Source organism: Streptomyces aureocirculatus (assembly GCF_000720475.1).
Classification (GTDB): domain Bacteria; phylum Actinomycetota; class Actinomycetes; order Streptomycetales; family Streptomycetaceae; genus Streptomyces; species Streptomyces aureocirculatus.
In genome coordinates, this window is sequence record NZ_JOAP01000022.1 from 153984 (window position 1) to 172209 (window position 18226).

Sequence of the window (18226 nt, forward strand, 5' to 3'; positions counted from 1 at the left end):
GGGGTTCGGCCACATCGCCGGGCCGCGTCGGCGGGCCGCGCAGCATTCGGGCCCCGTGGGGGCGAAACGCCTGTGTGAACAAGGGTGCTGACGGGGTGTGAGCGTAGCGTTTGGGGCCGTGGCGCACGGGTACTTCGCCGCGGTCCTTGTCTGCACTCGCACCGGGAATTCATATGGCCGCACACGCGGAGACCGAGTCCGTCACCCCCGTCCCGGTCGCGGGCCGCAGCAGGGGTGCGGTGATCGTAAGCTGGCTGACCACGACGGATCACAAGAAGATCGGCCATCTGTACCTGATCACGTCGTTCGTGTTCTTCCTCGTCGGCGGGCTTCTCGCCATGGCGATCCGGGCGGAACTGGCCCGCCCGGGGCTGCAGTTGCTCTCCCCCGAGCAGTACAACCAGTCGTTCACCATGCACGGCACGATCATGCTGCTGCTGTTTGCCACACCCACCTTCGCGGGCTTCGCCAACGCGATCATGCCGTTGCAGATCGGCTCCCCCGACGTGGCCTTCCCCCGGCTGAACATGCTGTCGTACTGGCTGTTCCTCTTCGGCGGGCTGATCGTGCTCGGCAGCTTCCTCACCCCGCAGGGCGCCGCCGACTTCGGCTGGACCGCCTACACCCCGCTCAGCGGCGGGGAGCGCACCCCCTATATCGGCGGCGACCTGTGGATCATGGGTCTGGCGCTCGCGGGGTTCGGCACGATCCTCGGCGCGGTCAACTTCATCACCACCATCATCTGTCTGCGTGCCCCCGGGATGACGATGTTCCGGATGCCGATCTTCACCTGGAACGTGCTGCTCACCTCGGTCCTGGTGCTGCTGGCCTTCCCCGTGCTCGCGGCGGCGCTGCTGGTCCTGGAGGCCGACCGGCGCTTCGGCGCCCAGGTCTTCGCCGCCGAGAACGGCGGGGCGATTCTGTGGCAGCACCTGTTCTGGTTCTTCGGCCATCCCGAGGTCTACATCCTGGCGCTGCCGTTCTTCGGTGTGATCAGCGAGATCATCCCGGTCTTCGCCCGCAAACCGATCTTCGGCTATATGGGGCTCGTGGGGGCGACCATCGCGATCGCGGGTCTGTCCGTCACCGTGTGGGCCCACCACATGTTCGCCACCGGCGCCGTACTGCTGCCGTTCTTCTCCTTCATGACCTATCTGATCGCCGTGCCCACCGGGGTGAAGTTCTTCAACTGGATCGGCACCATGTGGAAGGGCTCACTGTCCTTCGAGCCGCCCATGCTGTGGGCGACCGGCTTCCTGGTGACGTTCCTCTTCGGCGGTCTGACCGGGGTGATCCTGGGCTCGCCGCCGCTGGACTGGCACGTCACCGACACCTACTTCGTCGTCGCCCACTTCCACTACGTCCTGTTCGGCACCATCGTGTTCGCGATGTTCGGCGGCTTCAGCTTCTGGTGGCCCAAGATGACCGGCACCATGCTCGACCTACGCCTGGAGAAGATCCACTTCTGGACGCTGTTCATCGGCTTCCACACCACGTTCCTGGTCCAGCACTGGCTCGGCGCGGAGGGCATGCCCCGCCGCTACGCCGACTATCTGGCCGCCGACGGTTTCACCGCCCTGAACACGGTCTCCTCCCTGGGTGCCTTCCTGCTGGGCCTGTCCACCCTGCCCTTCCTGTACAACGTGTGGAAGACCGCCAAGTACGGCAAGAAGATCGACGTCGACGACCCCTGGGGTTTCGGCCGTTCCCTGGAGTGGGCCACCTCCTGCCCGCCGCCCCGCCACAACTTCACCACCCTGCCCCGCGTCCGCTCCGAGTCCCCCGCCTTCGACCTGCACCACCCCGAGATCAGCGCCCAGGACCAGGCCCGCGCCACCGGCCGGCGCGACGCCATCGAGCCCGACGACGGGATCTCCACCAGGGCCCCGGGCGACGAGAAGGACTGACAGGGACCAGAGGGCGGCCTCCCTCGCTACTCGCTGTTCTTCTGCACCAGGCAGTCGTAACCAAGCTGCATGGCGTCGGCGGCCGCCAGCGCGGACAGGGCGCCCGTCACGGTCCGCGTGGCCCGCGGCCACAGCAACTGGGCGCCGGTGAGGGTGGTGGTCAGCCACACGCTCAGGCAGAAAGGGCAGGTGACGAGCTCGCCCACGGTCGCCCTGAGAGGCCCGCCGCGCGCGTTCTCGCTCACCTCGGCGGGGCCGCCGTCCGACTCGTAGCGGGTGAAGGGTGCCCGCAGGGGGCTGGTGACCGAGCCCTTGCTGAGCAGCCGGCTGAGCCGGAAGGTGGCCGTCGCCGCGAGCAGGAGGTCCCAGGGCTCGGGGCGCTCCGGGACCGCCGTCCTGCGCAGGCGCACGGCCGCGCCCCAGGCCGCGGTGTACGCGCCGAACGCGGCCACGGCTCCCAGGTGGCCGCCGAGCCGGTGTTCCTCACCTGCGGAGTAGGCCCTGCTCGCTCGCCGGAACACCTGTTTGGCCCGTTGCATGTGGTGCCTTTCCTGTAAGTGCCGTGAACCACTGCCGCCTCCCCATTGCCGGGGGGCGGCAGCTACCGCCGCGGCGCGGTGCGCGCGGCGCAGGTCCCGTCCTGCGGCACGGGTAACCGTTCGGGGCGGACGAAAACGAGGGGGCCGCTGGCCGTCCCCGCCGCAGGGCTGCGTCTGGGCCATCCGGTGCGTCCCCGGCCGCGGGCCGGGCGTGTGCCGGAAGGAGCCTGCCGGGCGTGCGGGAGGTTGGGCGAACGGGTGCCCCGTGGACGTGGCGGACATGGAGCGCGGCTACGGGGGTACTCCGCCCACTCGCCCTCATCGAGGAGAAGCATCGTGACCTTCAACCCTTTGGAGCAGCGGGGCATCCCGCTGGACCGGCAACTGCGCAGTTGGCGCGAGCTGGACGTCAAGCCGATCGACCCGGACCGCTGTGACCCCTACACCCGCTGCCGCATCATCACGATGAACGGCATCGAGGTCGAAGCGATCATGTTCAGCCACCAGCTCGCGCGCAACACGGTGGACCCGGAGGTCAAGCGGCAGCTTGCCAGGGTCCGCTACATCGAGGCGCAGCAGCAGAAGGTGGTCAACTGGCTGCTGCCCGGGGTGTCGTCGGTCCTTGAGACGACGATCGCCTACGAGCAGGTGGCGGTGGACCTGACGGCCTGGGTGGCACGGATGGAGCCGGACCCCTATCTGCAGCAGGCCTACCAGTTCGGTGTGCTGGAGGACTTCGACCATCTGTACCGGTACGCGAACCTGTACGAGATGATCGAGCACCGCAAGGCGGAGTCGATCGTCGACGGGCTCACCGAGGTCATGCCGGGCCGGCCCACGAAGTTCCACCACCGCGACCCGGTCGACAACGTCCGCGACCCCTACGCCAAGGACGAGACGAACCCGCTGTCCAAGCTGCACGCCCTGACCATCATGTCGGCCGAGCAGCAGACGATGAACTTCTACATGAACACCGGCCCCACCTACATGGAGCCGATCGCCCGCCAGCTCTACCAGGAGATCGGGCTCATCGAGGAGGAGCACGTCACCCACTACGAGTCCCTGGTGGACCCGGGCGAGACGTGGTGGGAGCAGTTGGTCAACCACGAGTACAACGAGTGCTACCTCTACTACTCCTTCATGGAGCAGGAGAGCGACCCGAAGGTCAAGGCGATCTGGGAGCTGCACCTGAACATGGAGCTGGAGCACCTGCACCACGCCTGCGACCTGATGCGCCGCCACGACGGTCGCGAGCCGGAGTCGGTCCTGGCGCCGGAGCTGCCGAACGTGCTCACCTTCGAGCCGAACAAGGGCTATCTGCGCGAGCTGCTGGACACCCAGATGGATCTGACCACGCTGGGCGCGGGTTATGTGCGTGAGGCGCACGAGCGGTTCGAGCAGATGCAGGAGCAGATCCACGGCGGTGAGCAGCCGCCCAGCGAGCGGGTGATGGCCGAACACGGCGCGATGTTCGGACGCGAGTACCGCCTGCAGACCGAGGGCGAGCACCCCGACCCCTCCCAGCGGGAGAAGTGAGGCAGCCGGCCATGAGCGAACTCTCCACCCCGCAGGCGGGCGACGACCACGCCGAGGACACGGATGTGGTGTCCTTGCTGATGCGCCAGCACGGTGACATCCGCAACCTCTTCGACGAGGTCGAGGCGTGCACCGGCGAGGAGCGCCGCGACGCCTTCCGCCGCCTGGTGCGCCTGCTGGCCGTGCACGAGACGGCCGAGGAAGAAGTGGTCCACCCCTTCTCGCGGCGTGCGCTGCCCGGCGGCGAGCAGGTCGTCGCGGACCGCCTCGCCGAGGAGAGGGCGGCCAAGGAGACGCTGTCCGCCCTTGAGGACCTGGACCCCGGTGACCCGAAGTTCATGCCCCAGTTGATGCGGCTGCGCACGGACGTCCAGGAACACGCCCGGGCCGAGGAGCGCTACGAGTTCACCCACATCCGCCGCAGCACCGACGTCACGAACCTGGCCGCGATGGCCAAGGCGGTCAAGGCGGCGGAGGCGATGGCACCCACCCGGCCCCATCCGGGCGTGGAGTCGGGCGCGGCGAACATGACGCTGGGGCCCGTCGCCGCGCTGATGGACCGCACCCGCGACGCGGTACGCAAGGCCATGGGCAAGGACGGCTGACCCACCGGCGGCGCCGGGCCGGCCGTTCCCGCGGCAGGGGGCCGTTCCTGTCGCCCTTGCGGGGCGGGGCCCCTTGCAACGGCCGCCGCCGCAGGGCAGGCGCCTCACAAGCCATCCGGCAGGATCCGATTACCTCACTGTCAGGCAGGTGGAAATCTATGTCGGCCGGAGTAGACATTGGGCGGTGGCGTGGGTATGGTTTCTCTCGTAGCCGAGATCAGTGAAGCCCGGCAGAGACGAACTGCCGGGCAGCAGTACAAGTTTGTGCAGTACGCAGGACGGTGCGGTGGTGGAGTTCCGAAGCCAGAGCAGACGCAGGACGGCGACGGGACTGACGACCGCACCGGGTGGCCCGCAGTGATCAGGGGCCGCCGTGAGCAGTACCCAGCTAGTGCAGTACCCAGCAGTGCAGTACTCGCAGTGAAGTCAGTGAGCAGTACCTCGGTGAAGGCGTTGGCTGCGGACGCGCGCACCGGACCAGCAGTACGCAGGAAAGCAGTACCAGCAGTAGAGCAGTACCAGCAGTGTGCAAGTGCTCGGTTGCAGAGGGAAGAAACGGAGGAGCAAGGCGCCATCAGGATCGCCCGGGCGGAATGACTGAGCTCGGGTACCGCAGGACATCGATAGTGAGGTGGTCTCCGGTCAAGCAACCGCGATCCCCGCATCCCCGGCAGCGTTCCGGCCGGGTCTGCGGAAACAGAAGGCCGGTGCAGTACTGAGGCCGGCAGATGGTGTAGCAGTTCCTTCGGGGCCCTGGCGCCAATGGCGCCAGGGCCCCTCCACGCGTTCCCCGTCCCCTTTCCCCGTTCCGTGTTCCGTGTTCCGTGTTCCGCCAAGAGGTGCAGATGACGGCTGACGACTCCTACGGGCGTCTCGACGATGACGACTATCCCGCCTACACCATGGGCCGGGCCGCCGACATGCTCGGCACCACTCAGGGCTTCCTGCGCGCCATCGGCGAAGCCCGCCTGATCACTCCGCTCCGTTCCGCGGGCGGCCACCGCCGCTACTCCCGCTACCAGTTGCGCATCGCGGCCCGCGCCCGGGAACTCGTCGACCAGGGCACCCCCGTCGAGGCCGCCTGCCGCATCATCATCCTGGAAGACCAACTCGAAGAGGCCCAGCGCCTCAACGCCGCATACCGCCGCGCCGCCGAGAAGTGACTGGGCCCGGGCGCGCAGGACCAGGCGCCGGGGCCGCCCTCATCACTCCCCTCCCCCACGGCTGCCCGGTCCGCGGGACAGCTCTCCCGCCGGTGCCGCGTCCGGCAGCGGCCGGTGGACGGACCGGTGGTGGCGGGCTGCCACGGCGGCGAAGAGGGCGCCGGCGGCCAGGACGATCAGCCCCCGCAGCCACACCTCCTGATCGACCCGCGTAGCGAGCACCACACACGACAGGGCGCCGAGCGCGGGCACCGGCGCGGGGGCCCGGAAGTGCTCCCGCCCGCCCGGCCTGCGGCGCAGTACCAGCGCGGCGGTGTTCACGATGAAGAAGACGACCAGGAGCAGGAGCACCAGGGTGGCGGCCAGGGTGGCCACGCTGCCGGTCAGGGCCAGGAGCAGGGAGAGCGTGGTGGTGGCGGTGATCGCGGCCCACGGGGTGCGGCGCCCCGGCAGGACGCGGGTCAGGGCGCTCGGCAGCAGTCCGTCGCGGGCCATCCCGAAGGCGAGGCGGGAGGTCATGATGCCGGTGAGCAGGGCGCCGTTGGCGACGGCGATGAGGGCCACGACGCTGAAGACCCTGGGCGGCACGGCGCCGGCCGCTTTGACGACCTCCAGCAGGGGGCCGCTGCTGTGCACCAGTGTGTGCGTCGGTACGGCCGCCGCGGCCACACAGCCCACCAGCACATACACCGCGCCGGCGGTGAGCAGCGCGCCGAACAGGGCGCGGGGGTAGGAGCGGCGCGGGTCGCGGGTCTCCTCGGCGACGTTGACGGACGTCTCGAAGCCGACGAAGGAGTAGTAGGCCAGCACGGCGCCGCTCAGTACCGCGGCCGCGGGCCCGCTGCCGGGAGTGCCGACCTCGGTCAGGCGGCCCAGGTCGGCGTCGCCGCGCGCCATGATCCAGATGCCGAGGCCGATGACCAGCAGCAGCCCGCCCACCTCGATGACGGTGGCGACGGCGTTGGCGCGGGTGGAGGCGCTGATGCCGCGCAGGTTGAGCAGGGCGAGCCCGGCCAGGAAGACCAGTGCGACCGGTACCAGGGGCAGGGAGACGAACTCGGTCAGATAGTCCCCGGCGAAGCCCCGCGCCAGCGCCGCCACCGACACCACCCCGGCCGCCAGCATGCAAAAACCGGCGAGGAAACCGACGAAGGGCCCATAGGCCAAGGTCGCGTAGTGCGAGGCGCCCCCGGCCCGCGGGAAGTGTGTGGCCAGCTCCGCGTAGGAGGCCGCGGTCAGCAGGGCCAGACCCAGGGCCACGGCCAGCGGCAGCCACACCGCGGGACCGGACTCGGCGGCCACCTGGCCCACCAGCACATACACCCCCGCGCCCAGGACGTCCCCGAGGATGAAGAAGTACAGCAGTGTGGTGGTGAGGGCCGGGCGCAGCGGTGAGCTGTCCGGGCCGGCCTCGGCGGACGGCGGCCGGGGGGTGTGCGTGTCGTTCATGGGCCACATGTGCCCCGCCGCGGGCGCGGCTACCGGCGTTGCCGCCGTTCGGGCGCCCCCCGGGGCGAGCGGGGCACCGGCAAGCCGCGGCTGACGGCTGACGGCTGACGGCATTGGGGGCATTGCTCGAAACCGCGTCGGCCCGTCACCGTTGCCCTGCTGTTTTCCGGGTATACGAGCCCGCGTGACAGAGGACTGCTGGGGAAACAAGGCGGGCCGCGTGCGGGTGGCGGCGGCCGATGGCGAAAGGGAGTGGCTGGTCGACGAGTTCCTCTCGGTGTCCGCGGCGTTCGAGGACAGCGAGGACATCGGGGCGGCCCGGGATCTGGCCCGGGACTTTTTGACGGATGTGCAGGCCGTGCACGGTCTTCCCGTGTCCGGCCGGGCCATGGGCACCGTACAACTGGTGGTCAGCGAGCTGGTGACCAACGCCCGCAAGTACGCTCCCGGGCCCTGTCTGCTGACCTTGGAGGTCCAGGGCGGTGCCGTCGAGGTGAGCGTGTGGGACAGCAGCACCACCCTCCCCCTGATCCTGCCCGCGGACCCACGCCGGGTCGGGCAGCACGGCCTGGAGATCGTGATGGCCGTCTCCCAGAGCTTCGCGGTGTACCGCGAGCCGGTGGGCAAGCGCATCACCGCGGCGATCACGCTGGCCGATGTTCCGGGCGGGGCGTGACGGGCCGCGACGGCGCTCTGCTGTGGGCCGGTGAGGCGGCGAAGCCCCCGCGGCGGCAGTCCCGCCCGGGGGCTTGTGCGGCCGCTGACGATCAGGCGGTGAGCAGGGAGTCGTCCTTGGTGCGCGCCCCGGGCAGGCGGTGGCGGGCGGCGATGAGGGCGGTGTCGATGTCACGGGTGCCGGTCGACACGCACAGCGTGTAGGCGACGTCGTTCATCCGCTGCCGGGCCTGGTCGGTGCCCTTTTCGGCGTGCAGGGCGCGCAGCGTCTCGTACTGCTCGACCAGGTTCCTCAGCACGACCGGGTGTGCCATCAGCATCGGGTATCTCCCTCACAGCGCTTTTCACAGGGGGTATGCATCGACCCTTGTGCCCCGCGTCCCGGCCGTCATGCACCGGTGTTCCTCCCCTGGTGCAGAGGGTGGCCGCTCATGCGGCCTGCACGAGCTCCGCGCGGCCGAAGAGCAGGGCGTATCCGCAGGGGAGGTGGGTGAGGATGCGGTCCAGGAGGCCGCGGCCTGCCAGGTGGCCGACGACGGTGAGGACGGCTCCGGTGTCCCAGCGGGCGGTCGCGGGTGTGCCGCCTGTGCGGGCGGCCAGGTCCTTGACGAAGCCCCAGCCGGTGAGCTGGTGGGTGTCGGGGATCTGGCTGGTGAAGAGGCGGGCGGCCTCGGCGGGGAGGCAGGCGGCGAGGTCGACGCGTTCGTCGCCGGTGAGCTGGCGGCCCAGTGCCTCAAGGACCGCGCGGGTGACCTCCTCGGCCCGCTCGCGGGTGGGGTACGCGCCCTCGTACCGGATCTTTTCCAGCATCTGGTGAAACGTGGTGCCGGTGGGGGCGGAAGCCGGTTCACGCAGCGGAAGCATCGGAGAACGTGGTGCCTTTCTCGCCTTCGGGGGCGGTTTCGCCGGCAGGGGGCGGGCGGTCAGGGGGGTGCCGGGCCCCCTGCCGGGGCGGGGGTGGTGGTGGCGGGGGTTCTGGCTTGTCAGCCGATCTGCTTTCTCAGCCGGTCTGCCTGGGTTCGCGTTTCTCAGCCGGTCTGCCTGAGTTCGCGTTTCTCAGCCGATCTGCTTGTGCTCGCGCTCCGTGCCGATCGCGATCTTGCGGGGCTTGGCGCGCTCGGCGATCGGGATGCGCAGCGTGAGCACGCCCGCTTCGTAGTCGGCCGTGATGCGCTCGGTGTCCAGGGTGTCGGCGAGGACCAACTGGCGGGAGAAGACGCCCAGAGGCCGCTCGGAGAGCTCCATCTGGACGTCTTCGGACTTCGCCACCGGGCGGCGCTCGGCCTTGACGGTGAGCATGTTCCGCTCGACATCGATCTCGATCGCGTCCCTGGCGACGCCGGGCAGGTCGAGGGCGATCACGTACTCCTCGCCCTCGCGGTAGGCGTCCATCGGCATGGCCGAGGGCCTGGACCAGGTGCCGGCCACACCGGTCAGTTGCTGCGCGAGCCGGTCGAGTTCGCGGAACGGGTCAGTGCGCATCAACATCGCGAAAACACCTCCACAGGTCTGGCAGGAACTGCCAATGCGCTTCGTCTGTCACCGTTGTAGCATGTCATCCAAACGATGACAACCGACATGTCGTCCGGACGATGACGCTTGTGAGAGTGGTCCCCATGAACGCATCCCCTCCCCCGCCCGGTACTCCTGGCGCTTCCTCCCCCGCCCCTGGCCCCGCCTCCTTCCTCGCGGCCGCGGCGGCACTGGACACGATCGGTGAAGCCGTCCGCACCGCCCAGAATCCGCAGGAGTCACCGCCGCCCGAGGGCGAGCAGACCAGCTCCGAACAAGCCCTTGCCGCCCTGCTGATGCTGCGCGAACTGCGTGAACAACTCGCCGGGTGGGAGCCCGGCCTCATCGAGGCAGCCCGGGCGGCGGGCTCGAGCTGGGCCGACCTCGCCCATCCCCTGGGCGTCGCCAGCCGGCAGGCCGCCGAACGCCGCTATCTGCGCGTACGCCCCGGCGCCCCCGGCACCACCGGGGAGCAGCGCGTGCAGGACACCCGCAACCGCCGCGCCGCCGACCGCACCCTCACGGCCTGGGCCCAGGCCAACGCCGCCGACCTGCGGCAGCTCGCCGGCCAGGTGACCGCCCTGACCGATCTCTCCGCCCGGGCCCGCACTCCCCTGTCCCGGCTCGCCCGGGCGCTTGCCGACAACGACGCCGCCAGCCTGATCACTCCTCTCGCCGACACCCGCACCCACCTTGAGGCCCGCCATCCCGACCTCGCGGCCCGTGTGGAGGCCATCACGCACGCCGCCGACCGGCTCCGCCGCGCCGGCACCGGGCACCCCTGAACCGCACCGCCGCCCCCGGGCGCCGCTGTCCGGCTGGCTGCCCGCCCCCGGCCCGAAGCGGCCGCCGGGCCACCGGACGCGGCAGTCCCAACCGGACGCGGCAGTCTCACCTCGCGCGCAGACCCCGGTCGGCGAAGGCGATCAGCACTCGAAGCTCTCGTCGACGTCGGCGCTCCACTGGAAGCCGCCCGCCGCCTGCAGGGTGGCGAAGCCGTGGCAGAGGCTGCGCAGCAGGCGCAGGGCGTGGTCGCGCAGCAGGGCCTCGATGCGGGCGAGCCGCTGGGGGAAGCCGGCCGGTTTCACACCGGGGTAGGCCACCTGAAGGCAGGAGCGCCACAGCGGCACGCTGGCGAACACCCCTGCCCCGAGCAGCCGCAGCATGCCCTGCCTGAAACGGGTGACCCGCAGGTCGCCCGGGCGGAGCGACTGCTTGCGGATGAACGGTGCCGGCTCGACCACCGCGGTGATCAGTGCGGGTTCCTGGGCCGCGGCGATGGTGGCGGCGCCGCCGGAGATCGAGTGGCCGACGAGCACGGCCGGGCCGCCCAGGTGCCGGATCAGGGCGAGCAGGTCGCCGGCGAGGGCGGTGCGGCTGAAGTCCGGCCAGGCGACGCTGGACTGACCGCAGCCGCGCAGATCGACCGCGGCGACCCGGTAGCCCGCCGCCACCAGCGGTCCGGTCATCGCCCGGCAGGCGGTGCGGCTGTCGCCCATGCCGTGCGCGAGCACGATCAGCGGGCCGGAGCCCGCCGCCTCGTAGGCGAGCGTGCCGCCGTCGACGGCAAGGTCGCTGTCAGCCATTTCTGTCAACGGCGGATCACCGTCGGAGTCGACGTCGGAGACAACGGCGGCGGGCCGACCGCCGGGCACAAAAAGAGCCCCGGCTGGACGGGGGAGACCAGCCGGGGCGGCAAGCGGTGGCGTGCGGAGGGCGGTCGCCTCTCGGCGAAAGGCTCCATGGGGCTTCAGCCGAACGATCGTCCCCATGGGCTATAGGTGAGGCCCGGGGACACTGTCCCCTCCGCAGCCACGTAGAGAAGAACGGCGGACCGGGCGGGGATGTTCCGGGCTAGTGCCCCTTATCGATGTGAACTGGGGCACACCGGGGAAGAGCGGGCGGTGGCTCGGTCGGCCCCGGGGCGGGAGCGGGCCTTTCCCGGAGGGCGGGCGGCCAGCGTGGGGCAGTTGGTGTGCGGCTCAGTGCGGCTCAGAACGGCATGCGGCCGCGGGTGCGCCGGCCGGCCGAGCCGCTGCGGCCCACCGCCTTGGAGCTGCTGCGGAAGGGCTTGCTGAAGATCCGTCCCAGGATTCCGGGAGCCTTGCTGCCCGCGCGCGAGCCGACTCCCAGGGTGCGCTGGGTGCCGCGTTCGGGGTGGCGTGACAGGCGGGGGACGAAGAAGGCGAGGACCGCGAGGACTATGCAGACCCCGACGATGCCGACGATCACCATGAAAGACTCCCTGAAAGGTGGTGCGAAGAGTGAGGCGTGCCTGTCGAGTGCCCCGTGGCGCCTTCTCCATGCGGTGGCCGCCCCCGCCAGGCAGGCACCCAACACCGGCAGCGGGAGCCTGTGTTGCGGCCGGGGCGTGTGTCGTCTCGGCCGCCCGGGGCATACCGCTCCCCCTGCGCGGGGCCCGGTTGCGCTACGGCCGCACGCGGCGGCGTCAGAGGTTCGACGCATGGGTGGCCTGCTGGTTCCGGGCGGTCTTCTGGTCCCGGGCGGTCTCCTGGCCCCGGGTGGCCTCCTTGTCCCGGGTGGCCTGCTGGTACCTGGCCCGGGCCTTGCGGGCCTCACACAGCCGCGAGACACGACGTGCGCAATGCGACGCGGGTCCTCGGTGCCGACAGCGACGTCCCTGCGCTCAGCGAGCTGATGGGTCAGCGGTCGCTGGCGATGGCAGTCATCGGACAGGCACTCTTCGACCAGCTCATCGGCGGGGTTTACTCTGCCATCCCCGCCGATGAGCTGCCCGAACCGGACGCTCGGCCGGCCTTCGCGGAGCGCATCCGCCAGTCACTTCCACCGGACCAGCACTTCACCGAAGATGTCGCAGTCTCCGTGCTCGTGGGCCGGCTGAGGTAGTCAAGGAGCGCAGTCCCGACCACACCACGTGCAGGGGCAGGCCGACCGTGCCGTGGGCGGGGCCGGCCAGGTCGTCCAGGCGCGCGGGGGGGCGCCGTACCACCCCCCTCCGTCAGGACCGGCCAGGCAGCCGGTGCACGGTGACGTCCTCGATGGCGCCGTCGGCTGCCTCCACGCTCATGTAGGTGCAGTAGGGCTGCCTGCGGCGGTCCGTGGGAGAGCCGGGGTTGAGCAGGCGCAGGCCGCCCGGTGTGGTGGTGTCCCACGGGATGTGGCTGTGGCCGAACACCAGGACGTCCAGGTCGGGGAAGCGGCGCTCGCAGCGGGTTTCGCGGCCCTTGGCGGCTCCGGTCTCGTGGACGACGCCGAAGCGCAGGCCCGCCAGTTCGCGCCGGGCGGTCTCGGGCAGCCGCCGCTGCAGGCCGGGCCCGTCGTTGTTGCCGTGGACCGCGACGAGGTCACGGGCGCGGGCCTGGAAGAGGTCGAGCGTGGCCTCGTCGATCCAGTCCCCGGCGTGGACGACCACGTCCGCGCCGCTGATCGCCTCCAGCAGGGCGTCGGGGAGCTGTTTGGCCCGGGTGGGCAGGTGGGTGTCGGAGGTGAGTACGAGCCTCATGTCCCCACGCTACGACGTGGGCGGCGCGAGCTGCGCGATACGGCGCGGGCCGCGCGGTCGGCGCGCTACGGCGCGGTCGGCCCGCCTGGCGGGTGAGGGACGGCGGTCGGTGCGCTCGTCCACGTACGCGCTGTGCTCCTGTTCACGTACGCGCCGTGCTGGCGCATGCCCTCATGTGCCCGCGCGCCGCGGGCCCTTGACGCACATCGTGGACTCCGGGCCCGCCCCACGGTCAGGAGAAGATGGCGTGCACCTGATCGACCGCCTCGGGCCCGTAGCCGACCGTGCCCACGGGGACCGCGCCCTCGATCGCCTCGATGATGCGCCCGGCCCACACCGGACCGAATCCCCCGCACAGTTCGGTCAGTTGCACACCCTCGCCCACCAGGCGGCGCACCGCCTCGATGCCCTCCTCGGGCTTCCGCACCCCCACAAGGACCGTGCGGCACGCGCCGGTGTCCGTGGCCGCTGTGTAGATGAATCCCCAGTGTGTGAGCGCCATGGGTGGAAGGGTGAGTGATCCGCACCTCACCGTGGGCTCAACTGCTTGAGCCGGTGTCCACCCAGAAGCAGAACGGGTGGCCCGCCGGGTCGTACAGGACGCGTACGTCGGCCTGGGGCTGATGGTCCGCCAGGGTCGCGCCCAGGCTGAGAGCGTGTGCGAGGGCTGAGGCCATGTCGTTCACCTCGATGTCCAGGTGCATCATCATCTGCTGCGCCGATGGCGAAGGCGTGGCAGGCCACTGCGGGGGCGTGAACAGGGGTTCTGTCTGGAAGGACAGCCCGGTGCCGCCGTCAGGGGGTGCGATCTCGACCCAGTCCGGTTCCTGCTTCTTCACCGGCCAGCCGAGCAGGTCCTGGTAGAACCGCGCGAGCTCGCGGGCGTCGGGGGCATCAAGGGTGGTTGCGGTCAGCGTGAACCGTGGTGCGGGTGCCATGCGGTGCGGGTGCCCGGTTTCGCTACCGGGACACCGCCCTCCGGCCGCCCCGCCCCTGCGCCGGGTCCTGGACCTCGACCTGGTGGGCCCGTTCCTGTGCGGGCAGAAAGCGGCCCGGCGGATGATCGAGCAGGGCGGCGGCGGCCGGATCGTGAATGTGACCTCAATGCACGAGCATCAGCCGCGGGCGGGCGCCGCCCCGTACTGCGCCGCCAAGGGAGGACCCCGCCGGGGGCCGGTACGCCGGGCGGCATAGGAATCCCCTATAGCGCCTGCTGTCTTTTCGTCTTTGCCTCTCGTTCTTTCGCGGACCTACCGTGAAACCGCTCGACGAGGTGCTCACCGCGATTTGTTCTCTCCGGATATTCGCGCTCTGTGTACGTCGACCCTTTTCCCGTCGAGCGGACCATTAGGCGATTACGCGATTACGCGAGCGAGAGGACCGGTGGCATGGCCACGTTGGAGAACGGATCGGAAACAGGAACAGGAACGGGCACGAGGACGGGAACGGGGACGGGAGCAGGGGTGGGAGGGCTTGTGGGAAAGCGGGCCCTGGTCACGGGTGGTTCTCGTGGGATCGGGGCGGCCGTCGTGCGGCAGCTTCTCGAGGCGGGCGCCGAGGTGCTCACCACCGCCAGGTCGGCGACGGGCACGGTGCCCGAGGGCGCCGCCTTCGTGGCGGCCGACGTGCGGACGCGGGCGGGAGCGGAGGCGCTGGCCGCGGCCGCGCGGAAGGTGCTCGGCGGGGTGGACATCCTGGTCCACAACGCGGGCGGCGCGCAGCCGCACAAGGGTGCTCTGGCCATCCCCGAGGAGGAGTGGCTGGACGCGCTCGACCTGAACTTCCTGGCGGCGGTACGCCTTGACTCGCTGCTGGCCCCGGGGATGCGGGAACGGCGCTCGGGGGCGATCGTGCACGTCTCCTCGGCCGCGGTGCCCACCGTGGCACCGCCGTTCCTGCACTACACCACGGCGAAGGCGGCGCTGGAGAACTACAGCCGGGGGCTGGCCGCGGAACTGGCGCCCTACGGAGTCCGGGTCAACACCGTGTCTCCCGGCCGGACCGCCACCCCCGGCGGCGAAGCCACCCGTGAGCAGTGGGCCCGCCTGAACTCCGGGCCCGGCCAGGACACCACCGCTCCCCCGCTGGGGCGTGACGGCCTGCCCGACGACATCGCCGACGCGGTGCTGTTCCTCATCTCCGGGCGGGCGAGCTGGCTGACCGGGAGCAGCCTCGTCGTGGACGGCGGTGAATTCCCCCGGTGAGTCACGTCAAGCATCCGGCGAATTACGTGAAGCAGCCGGAAAGGGAATTGCAGGGGAAGACCGCGCTGGTCACCGGCGGTACTTCCGGTATCGGTCTGGCAGCCGCCCGGCTGCTGGCCCGCGCGGGTGCCGAAGTCGTCATCACCGGCCGCGACATCGAACGCGGCCGCAGCGCGGTGCACGCCGTGCAGGAGGGCGGTGTGGTCCGGTTCGTCGCGGCCGATCTGGCCGACCTGGGCTCGGTCGCCGAACTGGGCGTCAAGAGCGGTCCGGTGGACATCCTCGTCAACAACGCGGGTGCCTTTCCCACCTCGCTCACCGTCGAGCAGCGCGTGGCGGACTACGAACGGGTCTTCGACACCAATGTGCGCGGTGCCTACTTCCTGGTCGCCGCGCTGGTGCCGCACATGCTCGAGCGGGGCGGGGGCAGCATCGTCAACGTCACCTCGCTCTCGGCGTTCAAGGGCTTTCCCGGTGCCTCGGCCTACAGTGCGTCCAAAGCGGCGCTGACCTCGCTGACCCAGACATGGGCGGCGGAGTTCGCCGAGGGCGGTGTCCGGGTCAACAGTGTCGCGCCCGGTCCCACCCGTACCGAAGGTGTACTGGCCGCGTGGGGGGAACAGGGCAACGAGGGCGTGGCCAGGGGGCTGGGGCTGAAGCGGACGGCCCGGGCGGAGGAGATCGCCGAGGCGATCTGCTTCCTCGCCTCTCCTCGTGCCAGTTACATCACCGGCACCACGCTGCACGTCGACGCCGGGGGCGCCGTCTTCTCCGGCGGCACCGGCGTCTAGCGGAACACCTCAGGAGACCGGTACCGGGGTCAAGGAAAGGGGCGAGACGGGCTCGGCGGGCTCGGCGGGCTCGGCGGGCTCGGACCAGGTCTGCTGGCGCAGGAGTTGGAGCAGGGCTGTTTCCGCCGGGCCCGTGTCGGGCCGCAGTACGGCGATGACGGGCTGGGAGAGGGCCGGGGACACCGGGCGGGTGAGGTGCTCGTGGCCGGGGGGCACCGCGGAGGCCGTCACGAGTGCCGCCCCCAGGCCGTGCGCGGCCCAGCGCACGGCCGTCGCCGTCTGGGACACGCGGGCGGCGGTGGCCGGATCGCTGTCCCCCAGCGCGTTCAGCAGTACGCCGTCCAGGGCGCTGTCGCGGTCGAACCGCACCCAGGGCTCCCCCCGCAGCGCGCGCAGCTCGACGCGGTCCGCGGCGAGCTGGGGGTGGCCGGGGGCAAGGACCACGACGAGTTCCTCCTCGCCCAGGTGGTGGGCGTCGGCGGGGCTGCGCTCGCACGCCGCCATCAGGGCCAGGCCCAGCGCGCCCCGGCGGCACAGCCGCTCCAGCTCGGCGGAGCTCGGTTCCTCGAAGACGGTGACCTCAAGGCGGGGGTAGCGGCGGCGCAGCGTACGGAGCGCGTCCGGCAACTGGCGGGTGCCGAAGCCCATCTGCACCGCGACCGCCACCTCGCCCACCAGTTCCTCGGCGCCGGCCCGCGCCGTCGCCCGCGCCCGCCGCGCCGCGCTCACCGCGGCCTGCGCCTCGCGCAGGAAGGCGCGGCCGACCGCGGTGGGCACAAGGCCGGTGGGCGTGCGGGTGAACAGGACCACGCCCAGTTCCCGTTCCAGGCCGCGGATCTGCTGGGACACCGAGGGCTGGGCGACGCGCAGCCGCTCGGCCGCCGCGGTCACCGAGCCCTCCTCGGCAACGGCCAGGGCGTACTCGAACTGGCGCAGGCTCATCGGCTCCGGTCCCCTCCCCCGCGGGGGGACCGCAGTCCGCCCCGCTGTCATCGTGGTGAAGGTAGACAACCCGGTGCCGCGGGCGGGGATTCCCGCGGGCCCGGCCGGGCCGTGCGGAAGTTCAGTCGTCCTGCTGCTCCCTGACCCATTTCAGGGGGCCGGACCAACTGTAGGTGGGGCGTCCCTTGCCGCCGCTGGTGCGCAACGGCTTGCCCTGGTCGTCGACGCGCAGCACGTCGTGGCGCGCGCCGCTGGACCACTCAAGTTCCAGGTACCACCGCACGTCGTGCAGTTGCGTGTCGGCCGTGATGCGGAAGACCTCGGAGTCGCTCTCGCTGACCGTGTACGGGAAGTCGCGCCGGCCCGCCCGGGGCCTGGTGCGCGGCGCCGCGTCGTCGAGGCCGACGGCGAAGGACTTGGGGGGCGCCGTGCCGCCGCAGCCGGTCCCCAGCCGGAAGTTGTTCCAGGACAGCGGCTCGCCGGTGCTCTGTACGCGGACGTTCATGCCCCGCAGGACGACGGTGTCCTTGCCCGTGCCCTGCACGGTGACCTCGATGTTCTGCGAGCCCGCCGCGACGGCGCCGAGGTCGCCGCCCCAGCCCGGCGCGTTCTGCGGCGCGGGCCGTTGCGGCACCTCGTCGGCGGAGCGGTTCACCAGGAAGGTCTGCAGGTAGCCGTCGTCGTAGGCGTACGGTCTGGTGCGCGCCGTCAGCGGCACGGCGGGGTCCTCGCCCTGGGCACCGCGGGACGCGGGGCCCTGGCCGTTGCCCGCTGAGGTGGTGGGTCCGGCGTTGTGCCGGTGTTTGCCGCTGGCCGCGCCGCTGTCCGCGCTGTCGTCCGCGTTGTGGTTGGTGAGCACGGCGGTGCCGATCCCGAGGACCGCGGTGACGGCGGCGGCTGCCGCGAGGACGAGGGCCCGCCGTCGGCGCGACAAGGACGGCGGCGGCGAGGCGGTCGCCGGGCCCGGGCCCGGGCCCGGGTCCGGGCCTGACTGCTGCTGCCGAGTCTCAGGCTTCGGCTCAGGTTTAGGCTTCGGCTCGCGCTCGGGCCCGGGCTTGGACTTGGGCCCGGTCTCGGGCTTGGGCTTGGGCTCCGGTTCTGCCTCCGGTTCCGGTTCGGGTACGAGTGCGGGTGCGGGTGCGAGTTCGGGTGTGGGCTGCGGGGTGGGGGAAGTGGCGGGCCCGGGCGGGGCGGTGGTGGTGGGCTTGGTCTTGCGTCCCCGCTCCGCGTCCGCCAGGATCCATCGCCGGTGGGCTTCCACCAGTTCCTGGGGTGTCGCCCGGCACAGGCGGGCGAAGCGCTGAGCCCGGAGCGATCCTTGAGCTCCCGCAGCAGCTCCGCGAGCGACGCCGTCTCCATCTGCCCCATTTCCGTCACTGTGTTCCGGGGCCGAGACGCTCAGAGGATCAGGTGCGGTTC

21 protein-coding genes and 2 pseudogenes are annotated in these 18226 nt (G+C 71.2%); 10 read left to right on the forward strand and 13 right to left on the reverse strand.

Annotation, left to right across the window (positions count from 1 at the left end):
- Nucleotides 1-173 precede the first annotated feature (173 nt).
- Entirely contained in the window at nucleotides 174-1907 is a 1734-nt protein-coding gene (gene ctaD, locus IG78_RS0121505; RefSeq protein WP_030565663.1) for an aa3-type cytochrome oxidase subunit I, read from the forward strand.
- Nucleotides 1908-1933: 26 nt separating this feature from the next.
- On the opposite strand, the gene IG78_RS0121510 is transcribed toward ctaD, so the two are convergent.
- Nucleotides 1934-2446, reverse strand: coding sequence for a DUF1360 domain-containing protein (locus tag IG78_RS0121510; RefSeq protein ID WP_030565664.1), 513 nt, complete (start codon nucleotides 2444-2446; stop codon nucleotides 1934-1936).
- Nucleotides 2447-2782: 336 nt separating this feature from the next.
- On the opposite strand from IG78_RS0121510, the gene IG78_RS0121515 reads away from it, so the two are divergent.
- From IG78_RS0121515 to IG78_RS0121525, 3 genes are all read left to right on the forward strand, one after another.
- Nucleotides 2783-3982, forward strand: coding sequence for a hypothetical protein (locus IG78_RS0121515; RefSeq protein WP_030565665.1), 1200 nt, complete (start codon nucleotides 2783-2785; stop codon nucleotides 3980-3982).
- Between the two features lie 11 nt (nucleotides 3983-3993).
- On the forward strand, nucleotides 3994-4587 hold the full coding sequence (locus IG78_RS0121520) for a hemerythrin domain-containing protein (protein WP_030565667.1): 594 nt from the start codon (nucleotides 3994-3996) through the stop codon (nucleotides 4585-4587).
- 845 nt (nucleotides 4588-5432) lie between these two features.
- Complete coding sequence (locus tag IG78_RS0121525; protein ID WP_030565669.1) at nucleotides 5433-5750, forward strand: MerR family transcriptional regulator; 318 nt, start codon at nucleotides 5433-5435, stop codon at nucleotides 5748-5750.
- A 42-nt stretch (nucleotides 5751-5792) separates the two neighbouring features.
- On the opposite strand, the gene IG78_RS0121530 is transcribed toward IG78_RS0121525, so the two are convergent.
- Entirely contained in the window at nucleotides 5793-7199 is a 1407-nt protein-coding gene (locus IG78_RS0121530) for an APC family permease (protein ID WP_051852821.1), read from the reverse strand.
- 256 nt (nucleotides 7200-7455) lie between these two features.
- On the opposite strand from IG78_RS0121530, the gene IG78_RS0121535 reads away from it, so the two are divergent.
- Nucleotides 7456-7875 carry an ATP-binding protein gene (locus IG78_RS0121535; protein WP_030565672.1) on the forward strand — a complete coding sequence of 140 codons (420 nt, stop codon included), beginning with the start codon at nucleotides 7456-7458 and terminating at the stop codon, nucleotides 7873-7875.
- A gap of 91 nt (nucleotides 7876-7966) precedes the next feature.
- On the opposite strand, the gene IG78_RS0121540 is transcribed toward IG78_RS0121535, so the two are convergent.
- From IG78_RS0121540 to IG78_RS0121550, 3 genes are all read right to left on the reverse strand, one after another.
- The gene (locus tag IG78_RS0121540) at nucleotides 7967-8194 is read right to left on the reverse strand and encodes a DUF5133 domain-containing protein (RefSeq protein WP_030565674.1); all 228 of its coding nucleotides are present in this window, start codon (nucleotides 8192-8194) and stop codon (nucleotides 7967-7969) included.
- A gap of 109 nt (nucleotides 8195-8303) precedes the next feature.
- Nucleotides 8304-8738 (reverse strand): DUF2267 domain-containing protein, encoded by a 435-nt coding sequence (locus IG78_RS0121545; protein WP_030565680.1) that lies wholly within the window; start codon nucleotides 8736-8738, stop codon nucleotides 8304-8306.
- Between the two features lie 192 nt (nucleotides 8739-8930).
- Nucleotides 8931-9362: an Hsp20/alpha crystallin family protein gene (locus tag IG78_RS0121550; RefSeq protein ID WP_030565682.1), complete on the reverse strand. Its 432-nt coding sequence runs from the start codon at nucleotides 9360-9362 to the stop codon at nucleotides 8931-8933.
- Nucleotides 9363-9490: 128 nt separating this feature from the next.
- Between IG78_RS0121550 and IG78_RS0121555 the strand changes: the two genes are divergently transcribed.
- Complete coding sequence (locus IG78_RS0121555) at nucleotides 9491-10171, forward strand: hypothetical protein (RefSeq protein ID WP_030565684.1); 681 nt, start codon at nucleotides 9491-9493, stop codon at nucleotides 10169-10171.
- 141 nt (nucleotides 10172-10312) lie between these two features.
- Here the strand turns inward: IG78_RS0121555 and IG78_RS0121560 are convergent, their stop codons facing one another.
- Both IG78_RS0121560 and IG78_RS0121565 read right to left on the reverse strand, forming a co-directional pair.
- Nucleotides 10313-10972, reverse strand: coding sequence for an alpha/beta fold hydrolase (locus IG78_RS0121560; protein ID WP_078965326.1), 660 nt, complete (start codon nucleotides 10970-10972; stop codon nucleotides 10313-10315).
- 406 nt (nucleotides 10973-11378) lie between these two features.
- Nucleotides 11379-11621: a DUF6411 family protein gene (locus IG78_RS0121565; RefSeq protein ID WP_030565688.1), complete on the reverse strand. Its 243-nt coding sequence runs from the start codon at nucleotides 11619-11621 to the stop codon at nucleotides 11379-11381.
- A gap of 363 nt (nucleotides 11622-11984) precedes the next feature.
- Here IG78_RS0121565 and IG78_RS0121570 point away from each other — a divergent pair, with 363 nt between their 5' ends.
- Nucleotides 11985-12254 carry a hypothetical protein gene (locus IG78_RS0121570; RefSeq protein WP_030565690.1) on the forward strand — a complete coding sequence of 90 codons (270 nt, stop codon included), beginning with the start codon at nucleotides 11985-11987 and terminating at the stop codon, nucleotides 12252-12254.
- On the opposite strand, the pseudogene IG78_RS51525 reads toward IG78_RS0121570, so the two are convergent.
- From IG78_RS51525 to IG78_RS0121585, 4 genes and pseudogenes are all read right to left on the reverse strand, one after another.
- Nucleotides 12229-12357 (reverse strand): annotated as a pseudogene (locus IG78_RS51525) (transcriptional regulator); the annotation flags it as partial. The gene IG78_RS0121570 and the pseudogene IG78_RS51525 overlap by 26 nt on opposite strands.
- Nucleotides 12358-12366: 9 nt before the next feature.
- Nucleotides 12367-12870, reverse strand: a complete 504-nt coding sequence (locus IG78_RS0121575) for a metallophosphoesterase family protein (RefSeq protein ID WP_030565692.1) — start codon at nucleotides 12868-12870, stop codon at nucleotides 12367-12369.
- Nucleotides 12871-13102: 232 nt separating this feature from the next.
- Nucleotides 13103-13372: a DUF6506 family protein gene (locus IG78_RS0121580; protein WP_030565694.1), complete on the reverse strand. Its 270-nt coding sequence runs from the start codon at nucleotides 13370-13372 to the stop codon at nucleotides 13103-13105.
- A gap of 37 nt (nucleotides 13373-13409) precedes the next feature.
- On the reverse strand, nucleotides 13410-13808 hold the full coding sequence (locus IG78_RS0121585; RefSeq protein WP_030565696.1) for a VOC family protein: 399 nt from the start codon (nucleotides 13806-13808) through the stop codon (nucleotides 13410-13412).
- Between the two features lie 55 nt (nucleotides 13809-13863).
- On the opposite strand from IG78_RS0121585, the pseudogene IG78_RS46130 reads away from it, so the two are divergent.
- The 3 genes and pseudogenes from IG78_RS46130 to IG78_RS0121595 all read left to right on the forward strand — a co-directional run.
- A pseudogene (locus tag IG78_RS46130) lies at nucleotides 13864-14031 on the forward strand (SDR family NAD(P)-dependent oxidoreductase); the annotation flags it as partial.
- Nucleotides 14032-14258: 227 nt separating this feature from the next.
- Nucleotides 14259-15074, forward strand: coding sequence for an oxidoreductase (locus IG78_RS0121590; protein WP_078965327.1), 816 nt, complete (start codon nucleotides 14259-14261; stop codon nucleotides 15072-15074).
- Nucleotides 15071-15865 carry an SDR family NAD(P)-dependent oxidoreductase gene (locus IG78_RS0121595; protein WP_225882150.1) on the forward strand — a complete coding sequence of 265 codons (795 nt, stop codon included), beginning with the start codon at nucleotides 15071-15073 and terminating at the stop codon, nucleotides 15863-15865. Before IG78_RS0121590 ends, IG78_RS0121595 begins: the two co-directional genes overlap by 4 nt.
- 9 nt (nucleotides 15866-15874) lie before the next feature.
- On the opposite strand, the gene IG78_RS0121600 is transcribed toward IG78_RS0121595, so the two are convergent.
- Nucleotides 15875-16807: a LysR family transcriptional regulator gene (locus tag IG78_RS0121600; RefSeq protein ID WP_030565702.1), complete on the reverse strand. Its 933-nt coding sequence runs from the start codon at nucleotides 16805-16807 to the stop codon at nucleotides 15875-15877.
- A 121-nt stretch (nucleotides 16808-16928) separates the two neighbouring features.
- Complete coding sequence (locus tag IG78_RS0121605) at nucleotides 16929-18068, reverse strand: hypothetical protein (RefSeq protein ID WP_051852823.1); 1140 nt, start codon at nucleotides 18066-18068, stop codon at nucleotides 16929-16931.
- Between the last annotated feature and the right edge of the window lie 158 nt (nucleotides 18069-18226).